This window comes from Pantoea sp. AG702 (genome assembly GCF_003182295.1).
Classification (GTDB): Bacteria; Pseudomonadota; Gammaproteobacteria; order Enterobacterales; family Enterobacteriaceae; genus Pantoea; species Pantoea ananatis.
Genome location: NZ_QGTU01000001.1, coordinates 1,066,937 through 1,089,751, shown reverse-complemented (window position 1 = coordinate 1,089,751; position 22,815 = coordinate 1,066,937). Strand labels below are relative to the sequence as shown.

Genomic DNA, 22,815 nt, shown 5'->3' with positions numbered 1-22,815 from the left:
TATCGGCACATCGCGCTAATACTTGCTGTTTAAAACAGAAAAGGGCGCGACACCATGAAACAACTGACCAGCCAGATCCATGCGTTTGGCAAGGCGTTGATGATGCCGATTTCGGTGATTGCGGCGGCCGGCATCTTTCTGGGGCTGGCAGCCGCCATGCAGAATCCCGCCGTCACCGGTGAAGCCTTCGCACAGATGCAGGTTGCCCAGCTTATCATCGGGTTTATTCGCAAAGTCGCAGGCGCGCTCTTTGCTAATCTGCCGCTGTTCTTTGCCGTGGCCAGCGCCATCGGGCTGGCAAAAGCGGAAAAGCCGACGGCAGCCTTTGCCGCAGTTATCGGCTATATCGCCATGAATGTCGGCATTAACGCCACGCTGGCCGCCAGGGGCATTACCGCCGCCACGACCACACCTCAGGCGCTGCAGCAGGCCGGAATGGATCAAACCACGGCCATGATGACCTCGGCAGAATATATCCAGATGCTGGGCATCTTCACCTATAACATGAGCGTGCTGGGCGGCGTGATTGCCGGACTGCTTACCGTCATGTTGCATAACCGCTTTTATACGCAGCAACTCCCCACGGCGATCAGTTTCTTTGGCGGACGCCGTTTTGTGCCCATCGTGACGGTGGTTTTCCTGCCGCTGATCGGCGTGCTTCTGGCGCTCGTCTGGCCCACTATCGGTGAAGGTATTGCCTGGGTAGGACAGATGATCGGTCGGAGCGGGCAGTATGGTGCGTTCCTGCTGGGCGCTTCAGAACGTATTCTGATCCCGACGGGCCTGCATCACATCCTGAATGAAACCGTACGCTTTACGCCCATCGGCGGTATGGCCATCGTGGACGGGCAGACGATTGTTGGTGCGTTGAATATCTTCAATACCTCGCTGACCCATCCCGGGATGATTCCTGATGCGACGCTCCGCACCGCCACGCAGTTTCTGGCGCAGGGAAAAATACCGGTCATGATGTTTGGCCTGCCGGCCGCGGCCCTGGCGATCTATCACACCGCAAGGCCTGAGCATAAACAGCGCGTTAAGGCGCTGGTCATGGCCGGCGCGCTGACGTCCTTTACCACCGGGATCACCGAACCGCTGGAGTTCTGCTTTATTTTTGTTTCGCCGGTGCTCTATCTGCTGCATGCATTTCTAACGGGCCTGTCATTTATGCTGATGTCCATGCTACATCTGATGATTGGTAACGTGCAGGGCGGCATTATCGATCTGGTGGTCTTCGGCGTGCTGGGTGGCAGTAAAACCCACTGGTGGTGGACGCTGGTGCTTGGGGCAATCTACGCACCTGTTTATTACTACGCGTTTCGTTATGTGATTACGCGCATGCATGTCGAAACGCCCGGGCGGGAAACGGACGATGAAAAACCCCAGCTTGTTGAAGCCAGCGAGCGCACTAACGTGATCATCAGCGGACTGGGCGGGGCGGCCAATATAGAGGATGTCGATTGCTGCTTCACGCGTTTGCGGGTTCGCGTCAAAGACATGAAAGAAGTGGCGGATCAGACGTTAATGCGTACCGGCGCGAATGGTATTAACCGCGTGAGCGAACAGGATGTGCAGGTGATTTATGGCCCACAGGTTGAGAAAATCGCACAAGAGGTGAAATCAGCGTTGGGCGTCGGATAATCCCCCTTCACCCGGCAAAGGTGCGAGCACGGTGCCTTTGCCGTTTGTCACTCCTGTGCATTGCCCGCCTTCCTGCTCACTGTCCATTGTCCCCTTAAAGCGCGCCTCCGCGACAATCCGTACGCTTGTAACAAACTGGTCACAATATATAAGCATGGCTTTATGTTTCATTTTGTGAACGGGGCTTGTACTTTACCGGTAACACTCTAAGGTAAGAGGTGAAGGTCAAATACACGCAATCAAAAGGGGGTTATTAATGGCTAAACACAGTCTGATTAAAATCGTTGAAATATCAGCAATTATATTCTTTGCGTTGGTGGTGATTTATTTACTGGCTACCGGCGTCCTGTCTTCCACAGGGATTGATCACGCCTGGCCGTATCCCACGAAGTGAGTGTCGCAATACCAGGGAAACACCAATAAAAATTACAAATAATACAATGTTAAGATCAACAATAACCCCAATCTATTGCCCACATGGGGCGTTCTCCACTTGATTGTCTGATGTACCGCCGTCTTAATAGCGCTTCCACACTACGCCGCATGCACGAAACCGCAAGCGCCCGCGATCTCTTTACCACAATGCTATCTCCGACTGGCAATCTGTTAACCCATCGGCACATAATAGGTGTTCATTAGAACGGTGTGACGGCGGGTAAAAGAAAATCGATATCAAGCAACTCATCTATCTCTGCAATCTCGAACGCGAACGCCATTTTGGTCGTGCCGCCGAAGCCAGCTTTGTCAGCCAGCCAACCTTATCGATGCGGTTAAAAAACCTGGAGCGTGAACTGGGCCTGTCGCTGATCAACCGCAGTAACAACTTTGCCGGTTTCACGCCGGAGGGCGACAGGGTGCTGGCATGGGCACGGGAAATCGTTTCGGTTTATCAGGGGCTGAAGCTGGAGGTCGAGTCGTTAAAACACGGCGTGAACGGTACGCTTCGCCTCGGTGTGGTCCCGCAGTGCAGCGTTTCGTTGGCAGAGCTGTTAAAAGCGGTGCAGGCTCGCTATCCGCAGCTGGATTACCGCATTGCCGTGTTAAGTGCCGATCAACTGCTGGACGCGCTGAACAGCCACACGGTTGATGTCGGCATTGGCTTTTTTGAAATGGCGACGCTGCGGGAACTGCATTTTCAGGCATCGCTGCTGGCGGATAGCGGCGTTGAGGCGGTTTTTCATCCCGCCCATTTCCCCCCGTTATGCGCCCATGAAACGCTTGACCTGCCAACGCTGGCGCAGCAGCCGCTGTGTCTGGCGGAGCCAACCCGTTATTTTCGCCGCTATCTGGATATGACGTTTCGCGATGCTGCGCTGGTGCCGCGCGTGGTGGTTGAAAGCGCCTCTGTCATGCAGCTGTTGCAGTGTACCCAGGTCGGTCTGGGTGTTCTGATCTCGCCACGGGGCCATTTGCTGCCTGAATCCTTACACGGCCTGGAAAAGCGCACTATTTCGATGCCAAAAATGGCGCGTCAGGCCGCGCTGGTGATCGCAGAGCCTGGCCGGGCCACGCCGCTCGCACAGCATTTTTATGACGAAGCGCGAAGCTATCTGGCCAGCTAGCTGGCTTCACCACAGGCATAAAACAAACGGCTGTTCCAGTTGGCCAGCGCGATAGCCTGTATCACGCTGAACTGCCTGGCATGCGACCAGCCAGCTTGCGCCAGCGGTTGCAGATCGAGCGCACTGACGCGCTCTGGCTGGCGGGTGAGCTGAGCGGTTAGTGTAATGAGAGCCTGCTGCTCACTGTCGGTTTTCGCCTCGTCCGCCTGACTCATTCGCTTCTCTGCATCTGCAGCATGCTGCCAGACCCAGCGGCTGCCCAGTATCCGGGCGGCGGTCGCCTCCACGCTTGCGCTTGCGCCATCTTGCAGCTGTTGACGCAGGGCAAACCAGCTTTGCAGCAGCGCAGGCGCGTGAGCCAGCAGCCAGACTGTATCTTTGAGCACCGGCGCATGCTGACACGCGGCGACAGCGGCATGTTGCGCCTCGCTGGCATAGCGCGGCTCCAGCGGCGTCAGCACAGGCTGCCACGCGCAGGGCTGGGAAAACGTCGCCACATCGGCGTCAGGAGCCGGTGACATACCCGGCATCCAGCGCACCGGCCGTTCCAGCAGAGCATGAATCCCGGCGATGACGCGCGCCTGATAGCAGACAAAGCCCACCAGATGGTTAAGTGTGACGATATCGGCTTCGCTCAGCCCTACCGCATGCAGCGCGCGGATGCTCTCCGCCGTAATTAATGCGGGCTGCATCGCCAGCAGGCGGGCATATTGCGTAATTTGCGTCAGGCGATTGTTGCTTTCACGAGAGGAATCAGGACCCGGCAGGGGATTGAGGCGGGCGGAATAGTGGTTACACAGACGTTGAATGCCTGCCACCTGAGCCACCGTCAAGGCGGTGCTTAGCCGGTCATACAGCGTAAGCGTATGGGTCAGTGTGGTTTCAATCTGGTCGGGAAACAGCTGGTCAACAACGTGACGGGCGATCTGTATGGCGGGCTGGTCGGCCTGAAGTAAATGCTGAATAACAGAAGCGTCCTGTGCTAACCCCAGCAAAAACCGGTCATCGACATGTGCGGCTTCTGGAAAAAGCGGGGCAGCCTGTACGCTGCGCGGACTGGTCTGACTTTCATAAAACCAGTGGTCCTGGCCGGGATAGCGGCGTTGTTGCATCATCAGTCCTTTTGCAAAATCTGATGCGGCGCATGCGGTGATTCAGTCGCAGGCCGCAGGGCTGACTTATCGTCGCCCACGGGCAGGTCAGGGCAAAAGACCAATCGGTGATAATTAATAGCGATAAGGAATAACGCGGGGATCGGGCAGGGGGCGCGCAGGGCGAGCAACGCTCGCCCGTGAGGAAACTTATTTCAGTTCCAGTTCATTCATCGCAGCGATGCTGAAACCGCCGTCAACGTGAACGATTTCACCGGTGATCCCACCCGCAAGGTCGGAACACAGGAAGGCCGCAGAGTTACCCACGTCTTCAATGGTGACGGTACGACGAATCGGGGTAACCGCTTCACAGTGGGCCAGCATCTTACGGAAGTCTTTGATGCCCGATGCCGCCAGGGTACGAATCGGACCCGCAGACACGGCGTTAACACGCACGCCTTCAGGACCCATCGCGTTAGCCATGTAACGGACGTTTGCTTCAAGGGACGCTTTCGCCAGGCCCATCACGTTGTAGTTAGGGATAGCGCGCTCTGCACCCAGGTATGACAGCGTCAGCAGGGCGGAGTTAGGGTTCAGCATCGCACGGCACTCTTTTGCCATTGCAACAAAGCTGTAGGCGCTGATGTCATGTGCGATTTTGAAACCTTCGCGGGTTACGGCATTGACGTAATCGCCATCCAGCTGGTCGCCAGGGGCGAAGCCAATGGAGTGCACGAAACCGTCAAATTTCGGCCAGGTTTTTGCCAGCTCAACGAACAGGGATTTGATGCTTTCATCTTCTGCAACATCACATGGCAGCACAATGTCAGAACCCAAATCTTTGGCAAACTCTTCCACACGACCTTTCAGTTTGTCGTTTTGGTAGGTGAAAGCCAGTTCTGCGCCCTGTTTGCGCATCGCCTGTGCAATACCGTAGGCGATGGAAAGTTTACTGGCAACACCAGTAATCAGAATGCGCTTACCGGAAAGAAAACCCATAGCTGTAATCCTTATGGTCATGGTAGTTGGCGGTCGCGTTGTTTAAATAATAGACGACCGACGTTAATCGACGTGCGGATTCTAGCACGTCTGCTTGAAATCAGGAAAACCGCTCAGCGTTTTCCACAATATGCCGCAAAATCAACGCTCACGCCGCCAGGCTTCGGCGGTCAGCGCCTCGCCAAAATGGCTGTTGATCAGGCGTTTGGTCATCTCGTGCAGCGGCGAGGCGAGCACGTCTGCCGTTCCGCCGCGTTCCACCACTTCACCGTGATGCATGACGAGTACTTTATCGCTGATGTGCTTCATCATGCCAAGATGCTGGGTCACATAAATATAAGCAATGCCGTGTTTTTCCTGGAGTTCCAGCATCAGATTGACCAGTTGAGAGCGCATGGTCATATCCAGAGAGGCCAGCGCCTCGTCGGCCACAATCACTTTGGGCTGCAGGATCAAGGCCCGTGCCAGCCCAAGGCGCTGCTTTTGGCCCGGTGCCAGCATGTGGGGATAGTAACCCGCGTGATCGCGCAGCAATCCCACCTGACGCAGCGTTGCAATGATGCGTTTTTCCCGTTCCTCAGCATCCAGCCCGGTATTCAGGCGCAGCGGCAGATCCAGAATCTGGCTCACGCGCTGGCGCGGGTTGAGCGACGTTGACGGATCCTGAAAAATCATGCGAATGCGTTGGCTACGATAGCCGTAATCACCAAAGCTGAGCGGATGATCGTCAATGATGATCTCCCCGTCGCTGGGGGCAACGGTGCCGCTAAGCATTTTCGCCAGGGTCGATTTACCCGATCCGTTCTCGCCGATAATCGCCAGGGTCTGCTTTTCACGCAGCGTAAAGCTGACGGATTTAACGGCTTCAACGTGCTGGCGGCGAAACAGGCCGGTGCGGTAGCGAAAGGTTTTGCTGAGATTGCGGACTTCCAGCAACGTTTCCATGTTATTGGCCCTCAACGTTAAGCGGGAAGTGGCAGGCGTACAGGTGCGAGCGGGTGCCCGTCAGCCGCGGCGTTTCAATGCACTTACGCTGTGCGTAGGGACAACGTGGTCCCAGGCGACAGCCAATCGGCAGGCTCTCCAGCGACGGAATCGCGCCCGATAAGGTGTTCAGTCGGCTTTTGTGCGGCAGCGGACGACCAAAATCAGGCATGGCGCGAATCAAAGCCTGAGTATAGGGATGATGCGGGGTCGTCATCAGGTCTTCGCTTTGCGCCGTTTCGACCGTCTGGCCGCAGTACATGACGTTAATGCGGTCAGCCCACTGGCTCATCGTGCGCAGATCGTGGCTGATCAATAAAATGGTGGTGTTATTGTTCTGGTTAAGACGGCTCAGCAGGCGGAATATCTGCGCCTGGGTTGTAGGCTCCATCGCATTCGTTGGCTCATCCGCAATCAGCAGGCGGGGCTTATTCGCCAACGCGATGGCGATCATAACTTTCTGGCACTCGCCCTCGGTTAACTCATAGGGAAAGCTGCGCATAATGTCTTTATGATCCTTAATGCCCACCCGATGCAGCAGTTCAATCGCCCGGGTTTTACGCCAGAACCAAAAACGCTTCATCCACGGGCCTTTATAGGTCCAGCGCGGAATCGCCTGCATCAGCTGACGCCCGACACTTTCAGAGGGATCGAGACAGGATTGCGGCTCCTGAAAAATCATCGATACGTTATGACCCACGATGCGGCGGCGCTCACGGGCAGACAGACGCAGCAGATCAACGTCATCAAAGACCATGCGGTCTGCGGTAACGCGCCAGTTGTCGTTAGTCACGCCGCAAATCGCCTTGGCCACCAGGCTCTTGCCCGAACCGGACTCCCCGACCAGACCGCGAATTTCGCCTTCACTGAGGGACAAATTAACGCGATCGACCGCTTTAACCGGCCCGTCCGCGGTTATAAATTCAATCGTCAGATTACGAATATCCAGTAACGGCATTATTCCACTCCCGCCTCGACGGCCCGACGAATGCCATCACCGAGCAGGTTAACCACTAATACGCTTAGCATCAGCGCCGCACCGGGCAACATCACGGTCCAGGGGGCCACGTAGACCAGCTCCAGGGAATCGCCCAGCATCGCGCCCCATTCCGGAGAGGGCAACTGCGCGCCAAGGTCGAGAAATCCCAGGGCGGCAATATCAAGAATGGCCATGGAGAGCGCACGCGTAATTTCGCTGATCAGCATCGGTAACACGTTAGGGAGAATCGCATGCCACATAATATTAATGCTGGTCGCCCCATCGAGACGCGCCGCCACCACATACTCTTTTTCCAGTTCATCATGAACGGCGCTGTAAATTTCCCGCACCAGCCTTGGCATCAGCGCCAGCCAGACCGCCAGCAACGCATGTTCAAGGCGTGGGCCGAGAAAGGCCACCACGATGATGGCCAGCAGGAGAGAAGGAATTGACAGTAACGTGTCCAGCACGTGATTCAGCACGGCAGAGCGCACGCCGTGCGTCATGCCCGCCACGATACCGAGTACCAGTGCCCAGAAAGTGGCAAACAGCGTAACGACAATGGCTGAACCCACTGTCGGGGCCACGCCATTGAGCAGACGGCTGAGTAAATCACGCCCTAAATCGTCTGTTCCAAGGAAGAACGACACTTCACCGTAGCGTGACCAGGAGGGCGGTAACAGCTGGTAGCCCAAAAACTGCTGGTCGATGGGATAAGGTGCCAGGAAATGCCCAAACAGACAGAGCAGCAGCAGTGCGCCAAAGCCGTACAGGCCTATCATCGCAGGCATGTCGCTATAAAAATGGTGCCAGCTCTGACGAATTGCGCTCGGCAGGCGTTTTTCGGCGTAGATGTTATCGTAGGGCATACCATTCCTTATGTTTCAGCGGATTCAGCGCCGCACCGACAATGTCAGAGAGCACATTCACCACAATCACCACGCCGCCGGTCACCATCACACCGGCCGATATCGCCGCATAATCCTGCTGGCGGATAGCGTTAATCAGCCAGCGCCCCAGGCCGGGCCAGTTGAAGACCATTTCCGTGATCATCGCCAGCGTTAACATGCTGGAAAACTGCAGACCCAGGCGTGGAATGACGGGCGGAAGGGCATTATGCAGAACGTGACGGCGAATCACGGTAAAACGGGATAACCCACGGGTGGCGGCCGCCTTCACATAGCTTTTATCCACGACATCAATGGTGCTGATGCGCAATAAACGCACGATCTCGGTCGTTGGCGCCATGGCCAGAACGGTCACCGGCAAAATCAGATGCATCAGCACGCTAATCATCATTTCATGCCGCCACGGCGAGGGGCTGAGCCAGGCATCGATCAAGGCAAAGCCGGTAATGTTCTGGACCGGATAGAGCAAATCGTAGCGGCCGGAAACCGGCAGCCAGCCCAGCGTCAACGAAAAAAACAGCGTAAATAGCAGGGCAAGCCAGAACACAGGAATCGAGAACCCTAACAGGGCGAGAGCGCTGATCAGTTTATCCTGCCATTTATGCCGCATCGCACCGGCGCAAATGCCCAGCGGAATCCCGACGATCAGCGCTAAGCTAAAGGCCATCAGGCACAGCTCCATCGTAGCGGGAAACACCTCACGCAGCTGTACGCCAATTTCCTGCCCATTGGTGCTGGAAACCCCAAAGTCCAGCTGCAGCATGCCTTTAAACCAGAACCACCAGGCATCGAACAGCGATGCGCCTTCCAGCGGCGCGTTAGGGGTGAAATAGCTCAGGCTGAAACTCACCAGCGAAAGAAAAAACAAGGTAATCACCAGCAATACCAGGCGACGCAGGATATAGATGACCACTTAACGTTCCTCTCGCTCATCACGATACACGCCGGCAAATGATGCATTGCCAAACGGACTCAAAACCAGACCTTTAATATCATGCCGATAGGCTTGCAGACGCAAAGATGAAGCCAGCGGCAGAACGGGCAGCTCGCGCGCCAGAATCTGCTGGGCTTTATCATAATTTTCAATACGCCCCGACAGCTGCTGTGACAACAGGGCATTTTTCAGCGTGTCGTCAAACGTGGGTGAACACCAGTGAGCATAGTTGGTCTGCGAACTGATGGCGGCGCAGCTGAGCAGCGGACGAAAGAAGCTGTCGGGATCGTTACTGTCAGTTGCCCAGCCCGCCAGCGTCAGATCGTGGTTCATTGCCATCAGCTGTGCCTCCTGAAAACGCCCCTCAACCGGCACGATGGTGACCTGTACGCCAATTTGCGCAAGATCAGCCTGGATAAGCTCTGCCGTTTTCAGCGGTGCAGGGTTCCAGGACTGCGAGGCCGCGGGCACGACCAGGCGCAGATGAAGATCGTGGTCGCCAGCGGCTTCCAGCGCTTCTTTGGCCTTTTTGGGATCGTAAGGGGTAATGCTGGCATCGGTATCGTAAGCCCAGGACGCGCGAGGCAGTATGGATGCAGCCGTCTCGGCAGTGCCGTAATAGATAGATTCCATCAGACGCTCATTATTCATCGCCAGCGCCAGTGCGTGACGGACTTCCGGCCTGTCGAGCGGCGGTTTTCGGGTATTAAATGCTAAATAGGCGATGTTCATCCCGGGCCGCAGCGTCATGCGCAGTCGGGGATCGTCACGCAGAATGGATATTTGGCTGGCGGCAGGATAGGCGAGCACGTCGCATTCGCCCGTAAGCAGCTTCGATAAACGGCCTGTTCCGCCGGCTCCGAGGTCGATAACCACCTGCTGCAGGCGCGGCACGCCTTTCCAGTAATGCGGGTTACGCGCCAGACGAATATATTGCCCGCTGCGGTATTCGCTCAACTGGAAAGGACCGGTGCCGACAGGTAAACGATCCAGCTCTTCCTGGCGGCCCACTTTATCCAGGCTGTCAGCATACTCTTTCGACAAAACGGGCGCGTAGTGCGTCGCCAGGTGCCAGAGAAAAGAGGCGTCCGGACTATTCAGACGGAATTCGACGGTATCGTTATCGATTTTTTTAATGCTCTGAACGGAATCGGCGAACTGCAGGCTGTCGAAATAGGGGTAATAGCCACCGTTGACGTTATGCCAGGGATGTTTGCGATCGAACATGCGGGCAAAGCTGAATACCACGTCATCCGCATTCATGGCGCGGGTGGGTTTAAAGGTTGCGGTGTGCTGGAACTGCACCCCATGACGCAGGTGAAAACGGTAAGTGGCACCGTTATCACGCACGTCCCAACTGGCAGCCAGATCGGACTGCAACCGGTAGGTGTAAGGATCCACATCTAACAGGCGGTCGTACAGCTGCGCAGCCAGCGTATCCACCGTTAAACCACTGCTGGCCATCTGCGGATTGAAGGTATTCAGCGTGCCGTTAACGCAATAGACGAATCCGCTTTGACGGATATCACCCGCCAGCGTCGGCGCAGACCACACAGGCGCGCTCAACACGCTGAGACTCAGTAACAGCGAAGGAATTAGTTTTAACATAGAACTCAACGATTCTCAGGCATTAGGCAGAGTGTATCGCAAAGCGGGCCTGGCCCCAAATACGCATCAGCGATTGCCAGCTCTTTGCGCGCGCACCAGCGTAAAAGTGGGATTGGCTGGTGCCGATCGCGATCAGTTTTTACCCAGGCAGAACCTGTTTGTGTCGATGGCACAGGAGGAAAGCACCCATGACTATCGATGAAGTGACGGAAAATAAAAAAATCTACCTGCCGCTATTGCTGTTGGCCGATGAACAGGAAGATATGATTGACCGCTATCTTGCCAGCGGACGCATGTTCAGGCTGTGGGATAACGGAGTGAAGTGCATTGCCCTGGTGACGCGTTTAAACGAGACGGAATGCGAGCTTAAAAATATGGCGACCTGCCCGGCAGATCAGGGTAACTATGGCCGCGCGATGCTGGCTTATCTTGCAGAGACGTTTTTAAAAGCGTGTAAGACGATGTACGTCGGCACCGGGGACGTGCCAGGCATACTCCGTTTTTATCATAAAAGCGGTTTCCGCGAGTCACACCGGAAAAAGGATTTTTTCACGGACAATGATGACAAACCGATTATCGAAGAGGGCGTACAGTTACGTGACATGGTCTATTTACGCAGAGACACAAATGACGCGTAAGCACGCGGAGTTGCGTGAAAAATAAAGGCATAGCGTTGATGTGGAAATGAGAAAAGTTCTCAATAAGGCTTTACAGATGCGAACAGGAATGATTATTATTCAGTTGCGCTTCGACGGTGGCTCTACCGAAGAAGAGCACGACATTGCTCACATTGCTTCCAGTTGCCCGCTTCGGCGGGCCCTTTTTTAGGCTCCCGCCCGCTTTCTGTCTCACCCTCTTGTCTCAGTCGTATCGAAGAATCGCCCACGGCAAATGCCGCAGAAAAACAATGCCTTGCCACGTATCGGAACCGGCCAGATCCTTTATGCTTGTCCGTCTCGCGCCTGAATCCCGTGCTTTTTCATCATCGCTCTGAGCTGGTGGTAGGTCACACCCAGTAAGCTGGCGGCACGACGTTGATTGTACTTCGCCTGTTGTAAGCTGATTTCTACCACATCGTACTCCTGCTGATTCTGCCACTGACGCAGGTCAAGCGGTAAAGAAGGCAGGGCCGATGCCGCGTCCGGCACGTGGGCAGGCGGCGGGGCATCTTCGGGGGCGGTGCGTCGTTCAAACGGGTTGATAATGATGTTATCCAGAGGTTCATCGCTGGTGTTATGGCGATAGACCGACCGCTCAACGACGTTTTTTAGCTCACGCACGTTACCCGGCCACGGGTGTTCCAGTAAGGTTTGCTGAGCCTGCTGAGTAAAACCGGGAAACAGGGGCAAGGTCAACTCCCGGCACATCTGGATGGCGAAATGGTCCGCCATCACCAGAATATCGCTACGGCGCTCGCGGAGCGGCGGCAGTTGAACCACATCGAACGCCAGACGATCGAGCAGATCGGCACGAAACTTCCCGGCGGCGGCCAGCGCGGGCAGGTCTTCATTGGTGGCGCAAATCAGCCGCACATTCACCTGAAAAACGTGATTCCCGCCTACGCGTTCAAGCTGACCGTATTCAATAACCCGCAGGAGTTTTTCCTGAACCAGCATCGGGGCGGTTGCCAGCTCATCAAGGAACAGCGTGCCGCCGTCTGCCCGTTCAAAACGGCCCAGGTGACGCTTTTGCGCGCCGGTAAAGGCGCCTGCCTCATGTCCAAACAGCTCCGAATCCAGCAGGTTTTCATTCAGCGCGGCACAGTTGAGCGAGATAAAAGGGCCCTGCCAGCGATCGGACAGATAGTGCAGACGACTGGCGATCAGCTCTTTACCGGTACCGCGTTCGCCCACGACCAAAACCGGTTTTTCCAGCGGTGCGAGTTTCGATACCTGCTCCAGCACTTCCAGAAAGTTGTTCGATTCGCCCAGCAGGTTATCGTTGTTAGGAGACATGATGAATTTCGCCACTGATTAATCAATTTAACTATCTTAGAACAGATAAAAGAAACTGCAAAGCCAGCAATACAATAAAAATCAATAAGATAAAAGTTGGCACGCATCTTGAATTAATCCGTTCAGCAAGTTGAAACTATGACAATCAAGAGGAACATCATTATGGGTATTTTTTCGCGTTTCGCTGACATCGTTAATGCCAACATTAATTCCCTGCTGGAGCGTGCAGAAGATCCGCAGAAGCTGGTGCGCCTGATGATTCAGGAAATGGAAGATACGCTGGTTGAAGTCCGCTCCACCTCTGCGCGCGCCCTGGCAGAGAAGAAACAGCTGGCACGGCGGATTGAGCAGGCAGAGCTTCAGCAGGCCGAATGGCAGGACAAGGCTGAACTGGCTCTGCGTAAAGACAAAGAGGATCTGGCCCGCTCCGCGCTGATCGAAAAGCAGAAACTCACCGATCTGATCGCCACCCTGAAACAGGAAGTTGACCAGGTTGAAGAGACGCTGGCTCGAATGAAAGGCGAAATCACCGAGCTGGAGAAAAAGCTGAGCGAAACCCGCGCACGCCAGCAGGCTCTTACGCTGCGCCACCAGGCGGCATCGTCTTCACGCGATGTCCGCCGTCAGCTGGACGGCGGTAAAATTGATGAAGCGATGGCGCGTTTTGAATCCTTTGAGCGTCGCATCGATCACATGGAAGCAGAAGCAGAGAGCCACGGTTTTGGCAAACCGAAAACCCTGGATCAGCAGTTTACCGATCTGAAAGCGGATGACGAAATCAGTCAGCAACTGAACGCGCTGAAAGCCAAAATGAACCGCAGCGAATAAGACGCCGCTTTCTGCTGGACAGGATTAAGGAGAGTCAATGAGCGCATTATTTTTAGCCATTCCATTAACGATATTTGTGCTGTTTGTGGCACCCGTCTGGCTATGGCTACACTACAGTAACAAACGCAACGGGGGCACCGATCTGTCGCAGAGTCAGATGCAGCGTCTGCAACAGGTAACCAAAGATGCCCAGCGCATGCGGGAGCGCATTGAAGCGCTTGAAGCCATCCTCGATGCTGAACATCCTAACTGGAGGCAGCCATGATGAAAGGCCGCAAGTTATGGCGTAAGCCTGACGAAGGGAAGCTGATGGGCGTGTGTGCCGGTTTAGCCGAATACCTTGACGTTCCGGTACGACTGCTTCGCATCATCGTCGTCTTGTCACTGTTCTTTGGTCTGTTTGTGTTTACTGTGATCGCCTATTTCGTGTTGGGTTTTGTGCTGGACGTTAAACCGGCCGGCGTGGATAACGGAGAATACGCGCCCAGCGCCGGTGAACTGCTGGACCAACTGGAAACGACACTGCAACAGGATGAGCGTAATGTTCGGGATATTGAACGTTACGTCACCTCTGAAACCTTCAGCGTGCGCAGTCGTTTCCGTCAGATTTAATCGTTGTTCTGCAGCGGGCCAGTGTCTGGCCCGTTTGTGAACCGTTTGGAGGAAGTGATGACTGTTTCACGCACTGCGGCTTTTCGTCATCGTGCAACACCTGCGTTGAAGTCCGCCGCTAAATTTATCATTATCAATGCGATAACTTATGGTCCTGCGGGCGTGACCGGCTGGGCGGTGAAATCGGTGGCGCGTCGTCCGTTGCGTATTCTGTTAGGACTGGCGCTTGAGCCACTGCTGAAACGCGTGATGAACACTGTGGCATCACGCTTCATCAAGGAGAAAGATGAAAAGACTGCAAACTGAATTGCTGGCATTGATGAACCGCGGCGTCGATCGCCATCTTCGTCTGGCGGTAACCGGATTAAGCCGCAGTGGTAAAACGGCCTTTATTACCTCGCTGGTTAACCAGCTCCTGTCTGTTCACAGCGGTGCCCGACTGCCGCTGTTTTCCGTGGTGCGCGATGAGCGCCTGCTGGGCGTGAAACGCGTCCCCCAGCGGGACATGGGCACGGCGCGTTTTACCTACGATGAGGGGCTGGCGCAGCTTTACAACACACCGCCCGCCTGGCCAACCCCGACGCGAGGCGTGAGTGAAATGCGCCTGGCACTGCGTTATCGCCCCAACGATTCGTTACTCCGCCATCTCAAAGACACCGCCACGCTCTATCTTGAAATCGTCGATTACCCGGGTGAGTGGCTGCTCGATCTGCCTATGCTGGCACAGGATTACCTGACCTGGTCGCGGCAGATGAACGGCTTATTACAGGGCGATCGCGCCAACTGGGCCGCGCCATGGCGTGCACTGAGTCAAACACTTGATCCTTTTGCTCCGGCGGATGAGAACCGCCTGGCCGACATCGCTGCGGCCTGGACTGACTACCTGCATCGGTGTAAAGCGGAAGGGCTGCACTTCATTCAGCCGGGACGTTTTGTTCTGCCTGGCGATATGGCCGGTGCGCCAGCGCTACAGTTTTTTCCCTGGCCAGCTGACGATGAAGCCCAGGCGGCAAAGCTGGCGCAGGCCGATAAAGGCAGTAACTTTGCCATGCTGCAGCAGCGATTCAATTACTACTGCCAGCATGTCGTAAAAGACTTCTATAAAAATCATTTTCTGCGCTTTGATCGCCAGATCGTGCTGGTGGACTGCCTGCAACCGCTCAACAGCGGGCCGCAGGCGTTTAATGATATGCGGCTGGCATTAACGCAACTGATGCAGAGCTTTCATTACGGGCAGCGTACGCTGTTCCGACGACTGTTTTCACCCGTCATCGATAAGCTGTTATTTGCCGCGACCAAAGCCGATCACATCACCAGCGACCAGCACGGCAATATGGTCTCTCTGCTGCAGCAGCTTGTGCAGGACGCCTGGCAAAACGCCGCGTTCGAAGGCATCAGCATGGACTGTATTGGCCTGGCCTCGGTTCAGGCCACACAAAGCGGGCTGATCGATCACCGTGGCGAAAAGATCCCGGCACTTCGCGGTCATCGCCTGCAGGATGGCGAGGCATTAACCGTTTATCCGGGTGACGTTCCGCCCCGGCTACCGGGCCGCGCGTTCTGGCATCAGCAAGGCTTTCAGTTTGAGCAGTTTCGCCCACAGCAGCTGGATATCGATCGCCCACTGCCGCATATCCGCATGGATGCGGCGCTGGAATTTTTACTGGGAGATAAATTGCGATGAGCGATCCGTTAAAACCGCGTATCGATTTTGCCCACCCGCTGGAGGATAAGCCCGAAAGTGTGCTGCGGCCTGCTCAAACCTTTGAAGACGATGCCCAGGCCGCTTTTTTGGCTGTGCAAGACAGCGACGCGACGGTTGAAGAAGAAAGCGCAGGGGAAAGAGCCGTCGAGGCCGCGCTGAAACCTAAACGCAGCCTGTGGCGCAAAATGGTGGGCGCAGGCCTGGCGCTGTTTGGCGTCAGTGTTGTGGCGCAGGGCGTGCAGTGGAGCCACAATGCCTGGCTGGCGCAGGACTGGTTTGCGCTGGGCAGCGGCGTCGCCGGCGGACTGATTGTTCTGGCCGGTGTGGGCGCGCTGACCCAGGAATGGCGCCGCTTATATCAACTGCGGCAGCGTGCGGAAGAGCGCGATCGGGGCCGGGAACTGCTTAACAGCCACGGCGTGGGCCAGGGGCGGGCTTTTTGTGAAAAACTGGCGCGTCAGGCCGAACTGGATCAGGCTCATCCAGCGCTGCAACGCTGGCATGCCTCGCTTCACGAAACCCACAATGATGGTGAAACGGTCCGGCTCTATGCCCAACTGGTGCAGCCGGTTCTTGATCGCCAGGCCCGGCGGGAAATCAGCCGCCATGCTGCCGAATCGGCGCTGATGATCGCCGTCAGCCCGTTGGCACTGGTCGATATGGCCTTTATCGCCTGGCGTAACCTGCGGCTGGTCAACCGCATTGCGGCCATTTACGGTATTGAGCTGGGCTATTTTAGTCGACTGCGCCTGTTCCGACTGGTGCTGCTTAACATGGCGTTTGCCGGGGCCTCAGAGCTGGTGCGCGAGGTCGGAATGGACTGGATGTCGCAGGACATCGCGGCCCGCCTGTCGACGCGTGCCGCGCAGGGCATTGGTGCGGGGCTGCTCACCGCCCGGCTGGGTATCAAAGCGATGGAGCTGTGTCGGCCTTTACCCTGGCTGGAAAATGATAAACCTCGTCTCGGCGATTACCGCCGGGAGCTGTTAGGGCAATTGAAAGACGCGCTACAAAAGGGCGGGAATAAACATCCACAAAACTGACTTTAGATGGGGCCGTTATTTAACGTCCCCTGTTTAGCGCGCCAAATCTGCGGGGGACCGTTCCGGGATACTGGGAAGATTAACTGCGAAAGACGTCGAAAACTCAAGGTGTTATGGCGCGCTGCGCGCGACGGACGTTTAAAAAAAACGCGCTTGCGTTAACGCTGTCAACTTTTCCTGACAGCCCCCTTTCTGCGGACGGGCTGTTTAGCGTATTATCGCGACATATCAAACGGATTAAGGCCCACGCAATGCGTTTAGAAGTGTTTTGTCAGGACCGTATCGGACTGGCGCGTGAATTGCTCGACCTGTTGGTGGCGCGCAGTATCGATCTCCGCGGCATTGAAGTCGCCGCCTCAGGCCGTATCTATCTCAATTTCTCCACGCTTGAATTCGAACAGTTCAGTAATCTGATGGCGGAAATCCGTCGTACACCCGGCGTCACCGATGTCCGCACGGTCCCCTATATGCCGTCTGAACGTGAACATCGGGTACTCAGCGCCTTGCTGGTTGCCATGCCAGAGCCGGTATTTTCGGTTGATTTGAGAACGAAGGTTGAGCTGGCGAACCCGGCGGCGCAAAACCTGTTTAATCTTGATGAAAACAAGATCCGCAATTTTACCGCCGACCACCTGATTAACGGTTTTAATTTTGCGCGCTGGCTGGAGAGCGAACGCGTTCAGGCGCAGGCGCAACATGTGGTGATAGAAGGGCGCGACTTCCTGATGGAAGCACACCCGATTTACCTGTCAGAGGACAACGACCAGGCCGACCAGCTCGTCGGCGCAATGGTGATGCTGAAGTCTACTGCCCGTATGGGGCGACAACTGCAGAACCTGGTGGTGACTGATGAAACCGAGTTCGATCATATTGTCGCCGTTACGCCCAGGATGCGGCAGGTCGTGGAACAGGCGCGCAAGCTCGCGATGCACGATGCACCGCTGCTGATTATCGGCGACACCGGCACGGGCAAAGACATGCTGGCGCGGGCCTGTCATTTACGCAGCGCACGCGGAAAGATGCCTTTTCTTGCGCTTAACTGTGCATCGCTGCCGGATGACGTAGCGGAAAGTGAGCTTTTTGGTCACGCAGCCGGGGCCTATCCCAATGCGCTGGAGGGTAAAAAAGGCTTTTTCGAACAGGCAAACGGTGGCTCGGTGCTGCTGGATGAAATTGGCGAGATGTCACCCACCATGCAGACGAAGCTGCTGCGTTTTCTCAACGATGGCACTTTCCGCCGCGTCGGTGAGGAGCATGAGGTACACGTGAATGTCCGCGTGATCTGCGCCACCCAGAAGAACCTGTTTGAGCTGGTTCAGCGCGGCGAGTTCAGGGAAGACCTTTTCTATCGCCTGAATGTGCTTACGCTGAATCTGCCGCCGCTGCGCGAGCGCGTTCAGGACATTATGCCGCTGACGGAAATGTTCGTGGCGCGTTTCGCCGATGAACAGGGCATTCCACGGCCGCGTCTTTCCTCACAGCTGAATGCTTTTCTGATGCGCTATAACTGGCCCGGAAACGTGCGGCAGCTTAAAAATGCCTTGTATCGTGCATTAACCCAGTTGGAAGGCCATGAGTTACGGCCGCAGGATATCGTCTTGCCGGAACAGGCGCTGGATGTGTCACTGGGGGAAGAAGCGATGGAAGGCACGCTGGATCAGATCACCAGCCGCTTTGAACGATCTATTTTGACGCGGTTATATTTGTCTTATCCGAGCACGCGCAAACTGGCAAAACGACTGGGGGTTTCCCATACCGCCATTGCCAATAAACTGCGTGAGTACGGTCTGGGGCAGAAGCGCGGCGACAACGAATAAAACGCAGCGGATAAGTCTGGCTTATCCGCTGTGGCCATTATTTCAGCGCAGCGAGTGCGGCATCATAATCGGGTTCAGTGGTGATCTCATTCACCAGCTGGCTGTAAAGCACTTTGTCATGCTCATCCAGTACGATAACGGCACGGGCCGTCAGACCCTGAAGGGCACCATCAGCAATTTCCACGCCAAAATCTTTTTTGAATTCCCCGCCGCGCAGCGTTGACAGCGTAACCACGTTGTTGAGGTTGTCTGCGCCACAAAAACGCGATTGAGCAAAGGGCAGGTCGGCGGAAATACATAACACCACCGTGTTATTCAGTTCGCCCGCTAACTGGTTAAACTTGCGCACCGAAGAGGCGCACACGCCGGTATCGACGCTGGGAAAAATATTCAGAATCTTGCGTTTTCCTGCATACTCAGAGAGTGAAACGTTAGACAGGTTTTTCGCCACGAGGGTAAAAGCGTTAACGCTATCGCCCGGCTGCGGGAACTGACCTGCAACCGCTACAGGGTTGCCCTGAAAGTGAACAGTCTGAGACATAAGAATTCCTTCTAATGATGTTATCTGACAGAAAAGAAAGCGTCAGTACAGGTATAGCCATTGTTTATGACATAAATTTTAAGGGTTTACGAGAGCATTTGTTGCCTAAAGTTAAATGGCGATGATGAATCCCAGAGAAAAGGAGAGGTAATGAGAACGGTAAAATGTTATCCCGAAGCATGGCCGCTGCATACGCCGTTTGTCATTGCTCGTGGCAGTCGCACCGAAGCCAAGGTCGTTGTCGTCGAAATCGAAGAAGAGGGCGTGAAAGGGATCGGCGAGGCCACGCCTTACACGCGCTACGGCGAAAGCGAAGCCCTGGTGCTGGAACAAATTGCGACCGTTATGCCTCAACTGCAGCAAGGGCTGTCGCGTGAAGCCTTGCAGAGCCTGTTGCCTGCCGGTGCGGCAAGAAACGCCATCGACAGTGCTCTCTGGGACCTTGCCGCTCGCCAGCAGCATGTGACGCTGGAGCAGTTAGTGGGCGCGGAACCGACCCAGTCTGTTGTGACTGCACACACGGTGAGCATCGATACGCCGGAAGCGATGGCCAGCAGCGCGCAGGCGTTGTGGCAACATGGCGCAACCCTGCTCAAAATCAAAATGGACAATAACTTTATTACCGAGCGCCTGATGGCGATTCGCGCTGCTGTTCCCGACGCGACATTACTTGTGGATGCGAATGAATCCTGGCATGCCGAAGGGCTGGCAGCCCGTTGCCAGCTGTTAGCCGATCTGGACGTGGCCATGCTGGAACAGCCGTTACCGGCAGGTGAAGACGCGGCGCTGGCGAACTTTATCCATCCTCTTCCGATCTGCGCCGATGAAAGCTGCCACACGCGGGAAAGTTTGCCTGCCCTCCGTGGACGCTATGAGATGGTGAATATCAAGCTTGATAAAGCGGGCGGACTCACTGAAGCGCTTGCCCTGGCACATGCTGCGCTGCAGCAGGGCTTTACGCTGATGTCCGGCTGTATGATCTGTACCTCAAGAGCGATTCGCGCGGCGCTGCCGCTGGTGCCGCTGGTGCGTTTTGCCGATCTTGATGGCGCAACGTGGCTGGCCGTGGATGTTGAACCGGCGCTTAAGGTACATGACGGGGCGTTAATGACGGCTGCCAGCGCAGCAGAGTAAGCATCGTCTCCAGATACGTTTCTGTGGCTTCGTCCACCGAGATAGCCGGCATCTCGGCAGTGACGCAGGGCAGACTCAGGTCGTGGCACCAACTGCCAAAGGAGCCCGGCGTGGCATAGCCCACGCTGCTCACCCGCGGTAATTGGGTCTGCGCCGCCAGCCAGGCGCCTACGTCTGTCTGTTCGGGGTCATCAATGCAGGCCAGAGGCTCGTGCCACGAGACGACCCAGGCCGGTTTAAGCTGATGAATGAGCGCGCACAGCGCCTGGGTTTCCGGCTCCGATGCCGGATGTGTCCCCGTTGACAGCTTAACGTCCCGCGCGTCTGCCGCGCTGTTCCAGCGGTAAACCGTTTCGCCCGACTGCCAGTTGGCGGCCGGAAAGTTTCGGTTCAGATCCACGCCATTCGCATTGGCACGCAGGCCCAGCTGACAGCCGTCGGGGTTCATCGCCAACACCACATGATGCCGACGCTGTGCCTCCGGCAAGGTCCGCAGCGCAGCGGAAAGGGCGGCTATCGCCGCGTTTTCATCACCGTGAGTGCCGGCCAGAATCAGGCCACTGTCGCCGTCCGCCTGCACGGCGGGAAACCAGAGTAGCGGGGCGCCCAGAACAGAGCGGCCATACTGCTGCCAGGAAATAGCCAGTTTGCCGCGCAGCGGTCGCGGATGAATGGATGACATAGTGACGTTCTCCTGAGTTTATTTAAAAGTAGCGGAAAAGCCGGTCGGGGAAAATAGCTATTTATCAATCAGCAATTTGCGATAAAGTGGCCGTTAACAGGCTGAGTCAGTAATGCGCTGATCCAGCGCGTCTTTATTGCAAAGGGGTGATAATGGTAATCCGCTTTTCATTAACGCTAACGGCCCTGAGCCTGCTTAACGCGTTTGTGCCCGCGTTGGCCGCCGAGGTTCCTGCCGGTGCACAGCTCGCCGCGAAACAAGAGATTGTCCGCCATATCAAAGATGAACCCGCTTCCCTCGATCCGGCCAAAGCCGTGGGCCTGCCTGAAATCCAGGTGATGCGCGATTTGTATGAAGGGCTGACCAGTCAGGATGCCCACGGCAAAATTGTGCCCGGTGTCGCGCAGAGCTGGAGCAGCAGTGACAATAAGGTCTGGATACTTACTTTACGTAATAATGCCCGTTGGTCTGATGGCAAACCGGTGACCGCGCAGGATTTTGTATACAGCTGGCAGCGCGTTGTCGATCCTAAAACCTCATCGCCTCAGGCCTCCTTTATCGCACTGAGCGGCATGAGCAACGCGGGCGCGATTACCAAAGGCGAAATGACACCGGATAAGCTGGGCGTCACCGCCCTGGACAAGAATCGCCTGAAGATTACGCTGACCCGTCCGGTTCCCTGGTTTCCTGCGATGCTCTCTAACGTCGCGTTTTATCCAGTACCGCAGGGCGTGGTTGAAAACGCAGGTGCAGACTGGACCCAGCCGGGCAAACTGGTGGGCAATGGGGCTTATCAACTCAGCCAACGCGTCGTGAATGAAAAAATCGTTCTGGTGCGCAATCCCCATTACTGGGACAACGCCCACTCCGTTTTAACCAAAGTGACCTTTGTGCCCATCAACGAAGAATCGAGCGCAACTAAGCGCTACCGCGCTAACGATGTGGATATCACCGAATCTTTCCCCAAAAACATGTGCGCGCTGCTGAAGAAAACGCTGCCCGGCCAGGTTTATACGCCGGATCAGCTCGGCACCTACTATTACGCGTTTAATACCCAGAAAGGGCCAACGGCCGACGTACGCGTGCGCAAGGCGCTGTCGTGGAGTATCGATCGCGCCGTTATCGCCGAAAAAGTCCTGGGCACAGGGGAAAAACCGGCATGGCATTTTACCCCTGACGTCACGGCCGGGTTCACACCGCTGCCCGCCCTACAGCAACAGCACAATCAAAAAGAGATGGATGCGCAGGCCAGAGCCCTGTTGGCAGCCGCAGGTTACAGCCCCGCTAAGCCGTTAAAGCTGACGTTGCTGTACAACACTTCTGAAAGCCATCAGAAAATCGCGATTGCGGTGGCGTCGATGTGGAAGAAAAACCTTGGTGTGGATGTGAAACTGGAAAACCAGGAGTGGAAAACCTATATAGACAGCCGAAACAGTGGGAACTTTGACGTTATCCGCGCCTCCTGGGTAGGGGATTACAACGAACCCTCGACGTTCCTGAATCTGCTCACCTCAGGCAACAGCAGCAACATTCCGCGCTTCAGTAATGCCGAATACGATGCCGTCATTGCCAAGGCAAGTATGGAAACCAGCGATAAGGCGCGCAATGCGGATTATAACCGGGCAGAGCAGATTATCGCTGACCAGGTCCCAATCGCGCCCCTTTATCAGTACACCAATGGCCGGCTCATTAAGCCGTGGGTCAAAGGTTACCCGATTACTAACCCCGAAGACGTTGCCTACAGCCGGGAATTGTGGATTGAGAAACACTAAGTCACAGCGGCCTGACATCA

The 22,815-nt window shown here is 55.8% G+C and carries 23 protein-coding genes; 13 read left to right on the top strand and 10 right to left on the bottom strand.

Features of this window, described 5'->3' with window-relative positions:
- Positions 1 to 54: 54 nt before the first annotated feature.
- The 3 genes from DFO57_RS05190 to DFO57_RS05185 all read left to right on the top strand — a co-directional run bounded on the left by DFO57_RS05190 (position 55) and on the right by DFO57_RS05185 (position 3,203).
- Positions 55 to 1,641 carry a PTS transporter subunit EIIC gene (locus DFO57_RS05190; RefSeq protein ID WP_019105143.1) on the top strand — a complete coding sequence of 529 codons (1,587 nt, stop codon included), beginning with the start codon at positions 55 to 57 and terminating at the stop codon, positions 1,639 to 1,641.
- Between the two features lie 256 nt (positions 1,642 to 1,897).
- Positions 1,898 to 2,035, top strand: a complete 138-nt coding sequence (locus DFO57_RS22725) for a hypothetical protein (protein ID WP_014605744.1) — start codon at positions 1,898 to 1,900, stop codon at positions 2,033 to 2,035.
- A 271-nt stretch (positions 2,036 to 2,306) separates the two neighbouring features.
- Complete coding sequence (locus DFO57_RS05185; RefSeq protein ID WP_033765953.1) at positions 2,307 to 3,203, top strand: LysR family transcriptional regulator; 897 nt, start codon at positions 2,307 to 2,309, stop codon at positions 3,201 to 3,203.
- Here DFO57_RS05185 and DFO57_RS05180 read toward each other — a convergent pair.
- From DFO57_RS05180 to sapA, 7 genes are all read right to left on the bottom strand, one after another.
- Positions 3,200 to 4,315, bottom strand: a complete 1,116-nt coding sequence (locus tag DFO57_RS05180) for an oxidoreductase (protein WP_110015152.1) — start codon at positions 4,313 to 4,315, stop codon at positions 3,200 to 3,202. The genes DFO57_RS05185 and DFO57_RS05180 overlap by 4 nt on opposite strands.
- 189 nt (positions 4,316 to 4,504) lie before the next feature.
- Positions 4,505 to 5,293, bottom strand: a complete 789-nt coding sequence (gene fabI, locus DFO57_RS05175; RefSeq protein ID WP_014605755.1) for an enoyl-ACP reductase FabI — start codon at positions 5,291 to 5,293, stop codon at positions 4,505 to 4,507.
- A gap of 141 nt (positions 5,294 to 5,434) precedes the next feature.
- A complete protein-coding gene (gene sapF / locus DFO57_RS05170; protein ID WP_014605756.1) occupies positions 5,435 to 6,238 on the bottom strand; it encodes a putrescine export ABC transporter ATP-binding protein SapF in 804 nt (267 codons plus the stop codon).
- Between the two features lies 1 nt (position 6,239).
- The gene (gene sapD / locus DFO57_RS05165) at positions 6,240 to 7,235 is read right to left on the bottom strand and encodes a putrescine export ABC transporter ATP-binding protein SapD (protein ID WP_110015151.1); all 996 of its coding nucleotides are present in this window, start codon (positions 7,233 to 7,235) and stop codon (positions 6,240 to 6,242) included.
- Entirely contained in the window at positions 7,235 to 8,125 is an 891-nt protein-coding gene (sapC, locus tag DFO57_RS05160) for a putrescine export ABC transporter permease SapC (protein WP_072136807.1), read from the bottom strand. Before sapC ends, sapD begins: the two co-directional genes overlap by 1 nt.
- Positions 8,112 to 9,077, bottom strand: coding sequence for a putrescine export ABC transporter permease SapB (gene sapB, locus DFO57_RS05155; protein ID WP_014605757.1), 966 nt, complete (start codon positions 9,075 to 9,077; stop codon positions 8,112 to 8,114). The genes sapC and sapB overlap by 14 nt, the downstream gene beginning before the upstream one ends.
- A complete protein-coding gene (gene sapA / locus DFO57_RS05150) occupies positions 9,078 to 10,706 on the bottom strand; it encodes an ABC transporter substrate-binding protein SapA (RefSeq protein ID WP_110015150.1) in 1,629 nt (542 codons plus the stop codon).
- Positions 10,707 to 10,894: 188 nt separating this feature from the next.
- On the opposite strand from sapA, the gene DFO57_RS05145 reads away from it, so the two are divergent.
- On the top strand, positions 10,895 to 11,344 hold the full coding sequence (locus DFO57_RS05145) for a GNAT family N-acetyltransferase (RefSeq protein ID WP_110015149.1): 450 nt from the start codon (positions 10,895 to 10,897) through the stop codon (positions 11,342 to 11,344).
- Positions 11,345 to 11,647: 303 nt separating this feature from the next.
- Here the strand turns inward: DFO57_RS05145 and pspF are convergent, their stop codons facing one another.
- The gene (gene pspF, locus DFO57_RS05140) at positions 11,648 to 12,661 is read right to left on the bottom strand and encodes a phage shock protein operon transcriptional activator (RefSeq protein WP_015700227.1); all 1,014 of its coding nucleotides are present in this window, start codon (positions 12,659 to 12,661) and stop codon (positions 11,648 to 11,650) included.
- A 162-nt stretch (positions 12,662 to 12,823) separates the two neighbouring features.
- Between pspF and pspA the strand changes: the two genes are divergently transcribed.
- From pspA to tyrR, 7 genes are all read left to right on the top strand, one after another.
- Positions 12,824 to 13,489, top strand: a complete 666-nt coding sequence (gene pspA / locus DFO57_RS05135; protein ID WP_014605758.1) for a phage shock protein PspA — start codon at positions 12,824 to 12,826, stop codon at positions 13,487 to 13,489.
- Positions 13,490 to 13,526: 37 nt separating this feature from the next.
- Positions 13,527 to 13,754, top strand: a complete 228-nt coding sequence (gene pspB / locus DFO57_RS05130; RefSeq protein WP_013025903.1) for an envelope stress response membrane protein PspB — start codon at positions 13,527 to 13,529, stop codon at positions 13,752 to 13,754.
- Complete coding sequence (gene pspC, locus DFO57_RS05125; RefSeq protein ID WP_014593793.1) at positions 13,751 to 14,101, top strand: envelope stress response membrane protein PspC; 351 nt, start codon at positions 13,751 to 13,753, stop codon at positions 14,099 to 14,101. The genes pspB and pspC overlap by 4 nt, the downstream gene beginning before the upstream one ends.
- 57 nt (positions 14,102 to 14,158) lie before the next feature.
- Positions 14,159 to 14,407, top strand: coding sequence for a phage shock protein PspD (pspD, locus tag DFO57_RS05120; protein WP_014605759.1), 249 nt, complete (start codon positions 14,159 to 14,161; stop codon positions 14,405 to 14,407).
- Positions 14,388 to 15,785: a YcjX family protein gene (locus tag DFO57_RS05115; RefSeq protein WP_110015148.1), complete on the top strand. Its 1,398-nt coding sequence runs from the start codon at positions 14,388 to 14,390 to the stop codon at positions 15,783 to 15,785. The genes pspD and DFO57_RS05115 overlap by 20 nt, the downstream gene beginning before the upstream one ends.
- Positions 15,782 to 16,849 carry a YcjF family protein gene (locus DFO57_RS05110; protein WP_013025899.1) on the top strand — a complete coding sequence of 356 codons (1,068 nt, stop codon included), beginning with the start codon at positions 15,782 to 15,784 and terminating at the stop codon, positions 16,847 to 16,849. Before DFO57_RS05115 ends, DFO57_RS05110 begins: the two co-directional genes overlap by 4 nt.
- Positions 16,850 to 17,100: 251 nt before the next feature.
- A complete protein-coding gene (gene tyrR / locus DFO57_RS05105) occupies positions 17,101 to 18,666 on the top strand; it encodes a transcriptional regulator TyrR (RefSeq protein WP_024471800.1) in 1,566 nt (521 codons plus the stop codon).
- A gap of 37 nt (positions 18,667 to 18,703) precedes the next feature.
- Here the strand turns inward: tyrR and tpx are convergent, their stop codons facing one another.
- A complete protein-coding gene (tpx, locus tag DFO57_RS05100) occupies positions 18,704 to 19,207 on the bottom strand; it encodes a thiol peroxidase (RefSeq protein ID WP_013025896.1) in 504 nt (167 codons plus the stop codon).
- A 150-nt stretch (positions 19,208 to 19,357) separates the two neighbouring features.
- On the opposite strand from tpx, the gene ycjG reads away from it, so the two are divergent.
- Complete coding sequence (gene ycjG / locus DFO57_RS05095; RefSeq protein ID WP_013025895.1) at positions 19,358 to 20,341, top strand: L-Ala-D/L-Glu epimerase; 984 nt, start codon at positions 19,358 to 19,360, stop codon at positions 20,339 to 20,341.
- Here ycjG and mpaA read toward each other — a convergent pair.
- Positions 20,292 to 21,023: a murein tripeptide amidase MpaA gene (mpaA, locus tag DFO57_RS05090; protein ID WP_013025894.1), complete on the bottom strand. Its 732-nt coding sequence runs from the start codon at positions 21,021 to 21,023 to the stop codon at positions 20,292 to 20,294. The two genes, ycjG and mpaA, sit on opposite strands and share 50 nt — an antisense overlap.
- A 152-nt stretch (positions 21,024 to 21,175) precedes the next feature.
- Between mpaA and DFO57_RS05085 the strand changes: the two genes are divergently transcribed.
- Entirely contained in the window at positions 21,176 to 22,795 is a 1,620-nt protein-coding gene (locus tag DFO57_RS05085; RefSeq protein WP_110015147.1) for an ABC transporter substrate-binding protein, read from the top strand.
- Positions 22,796 to 22,815 lie beyond the last annotated feature (20 nt).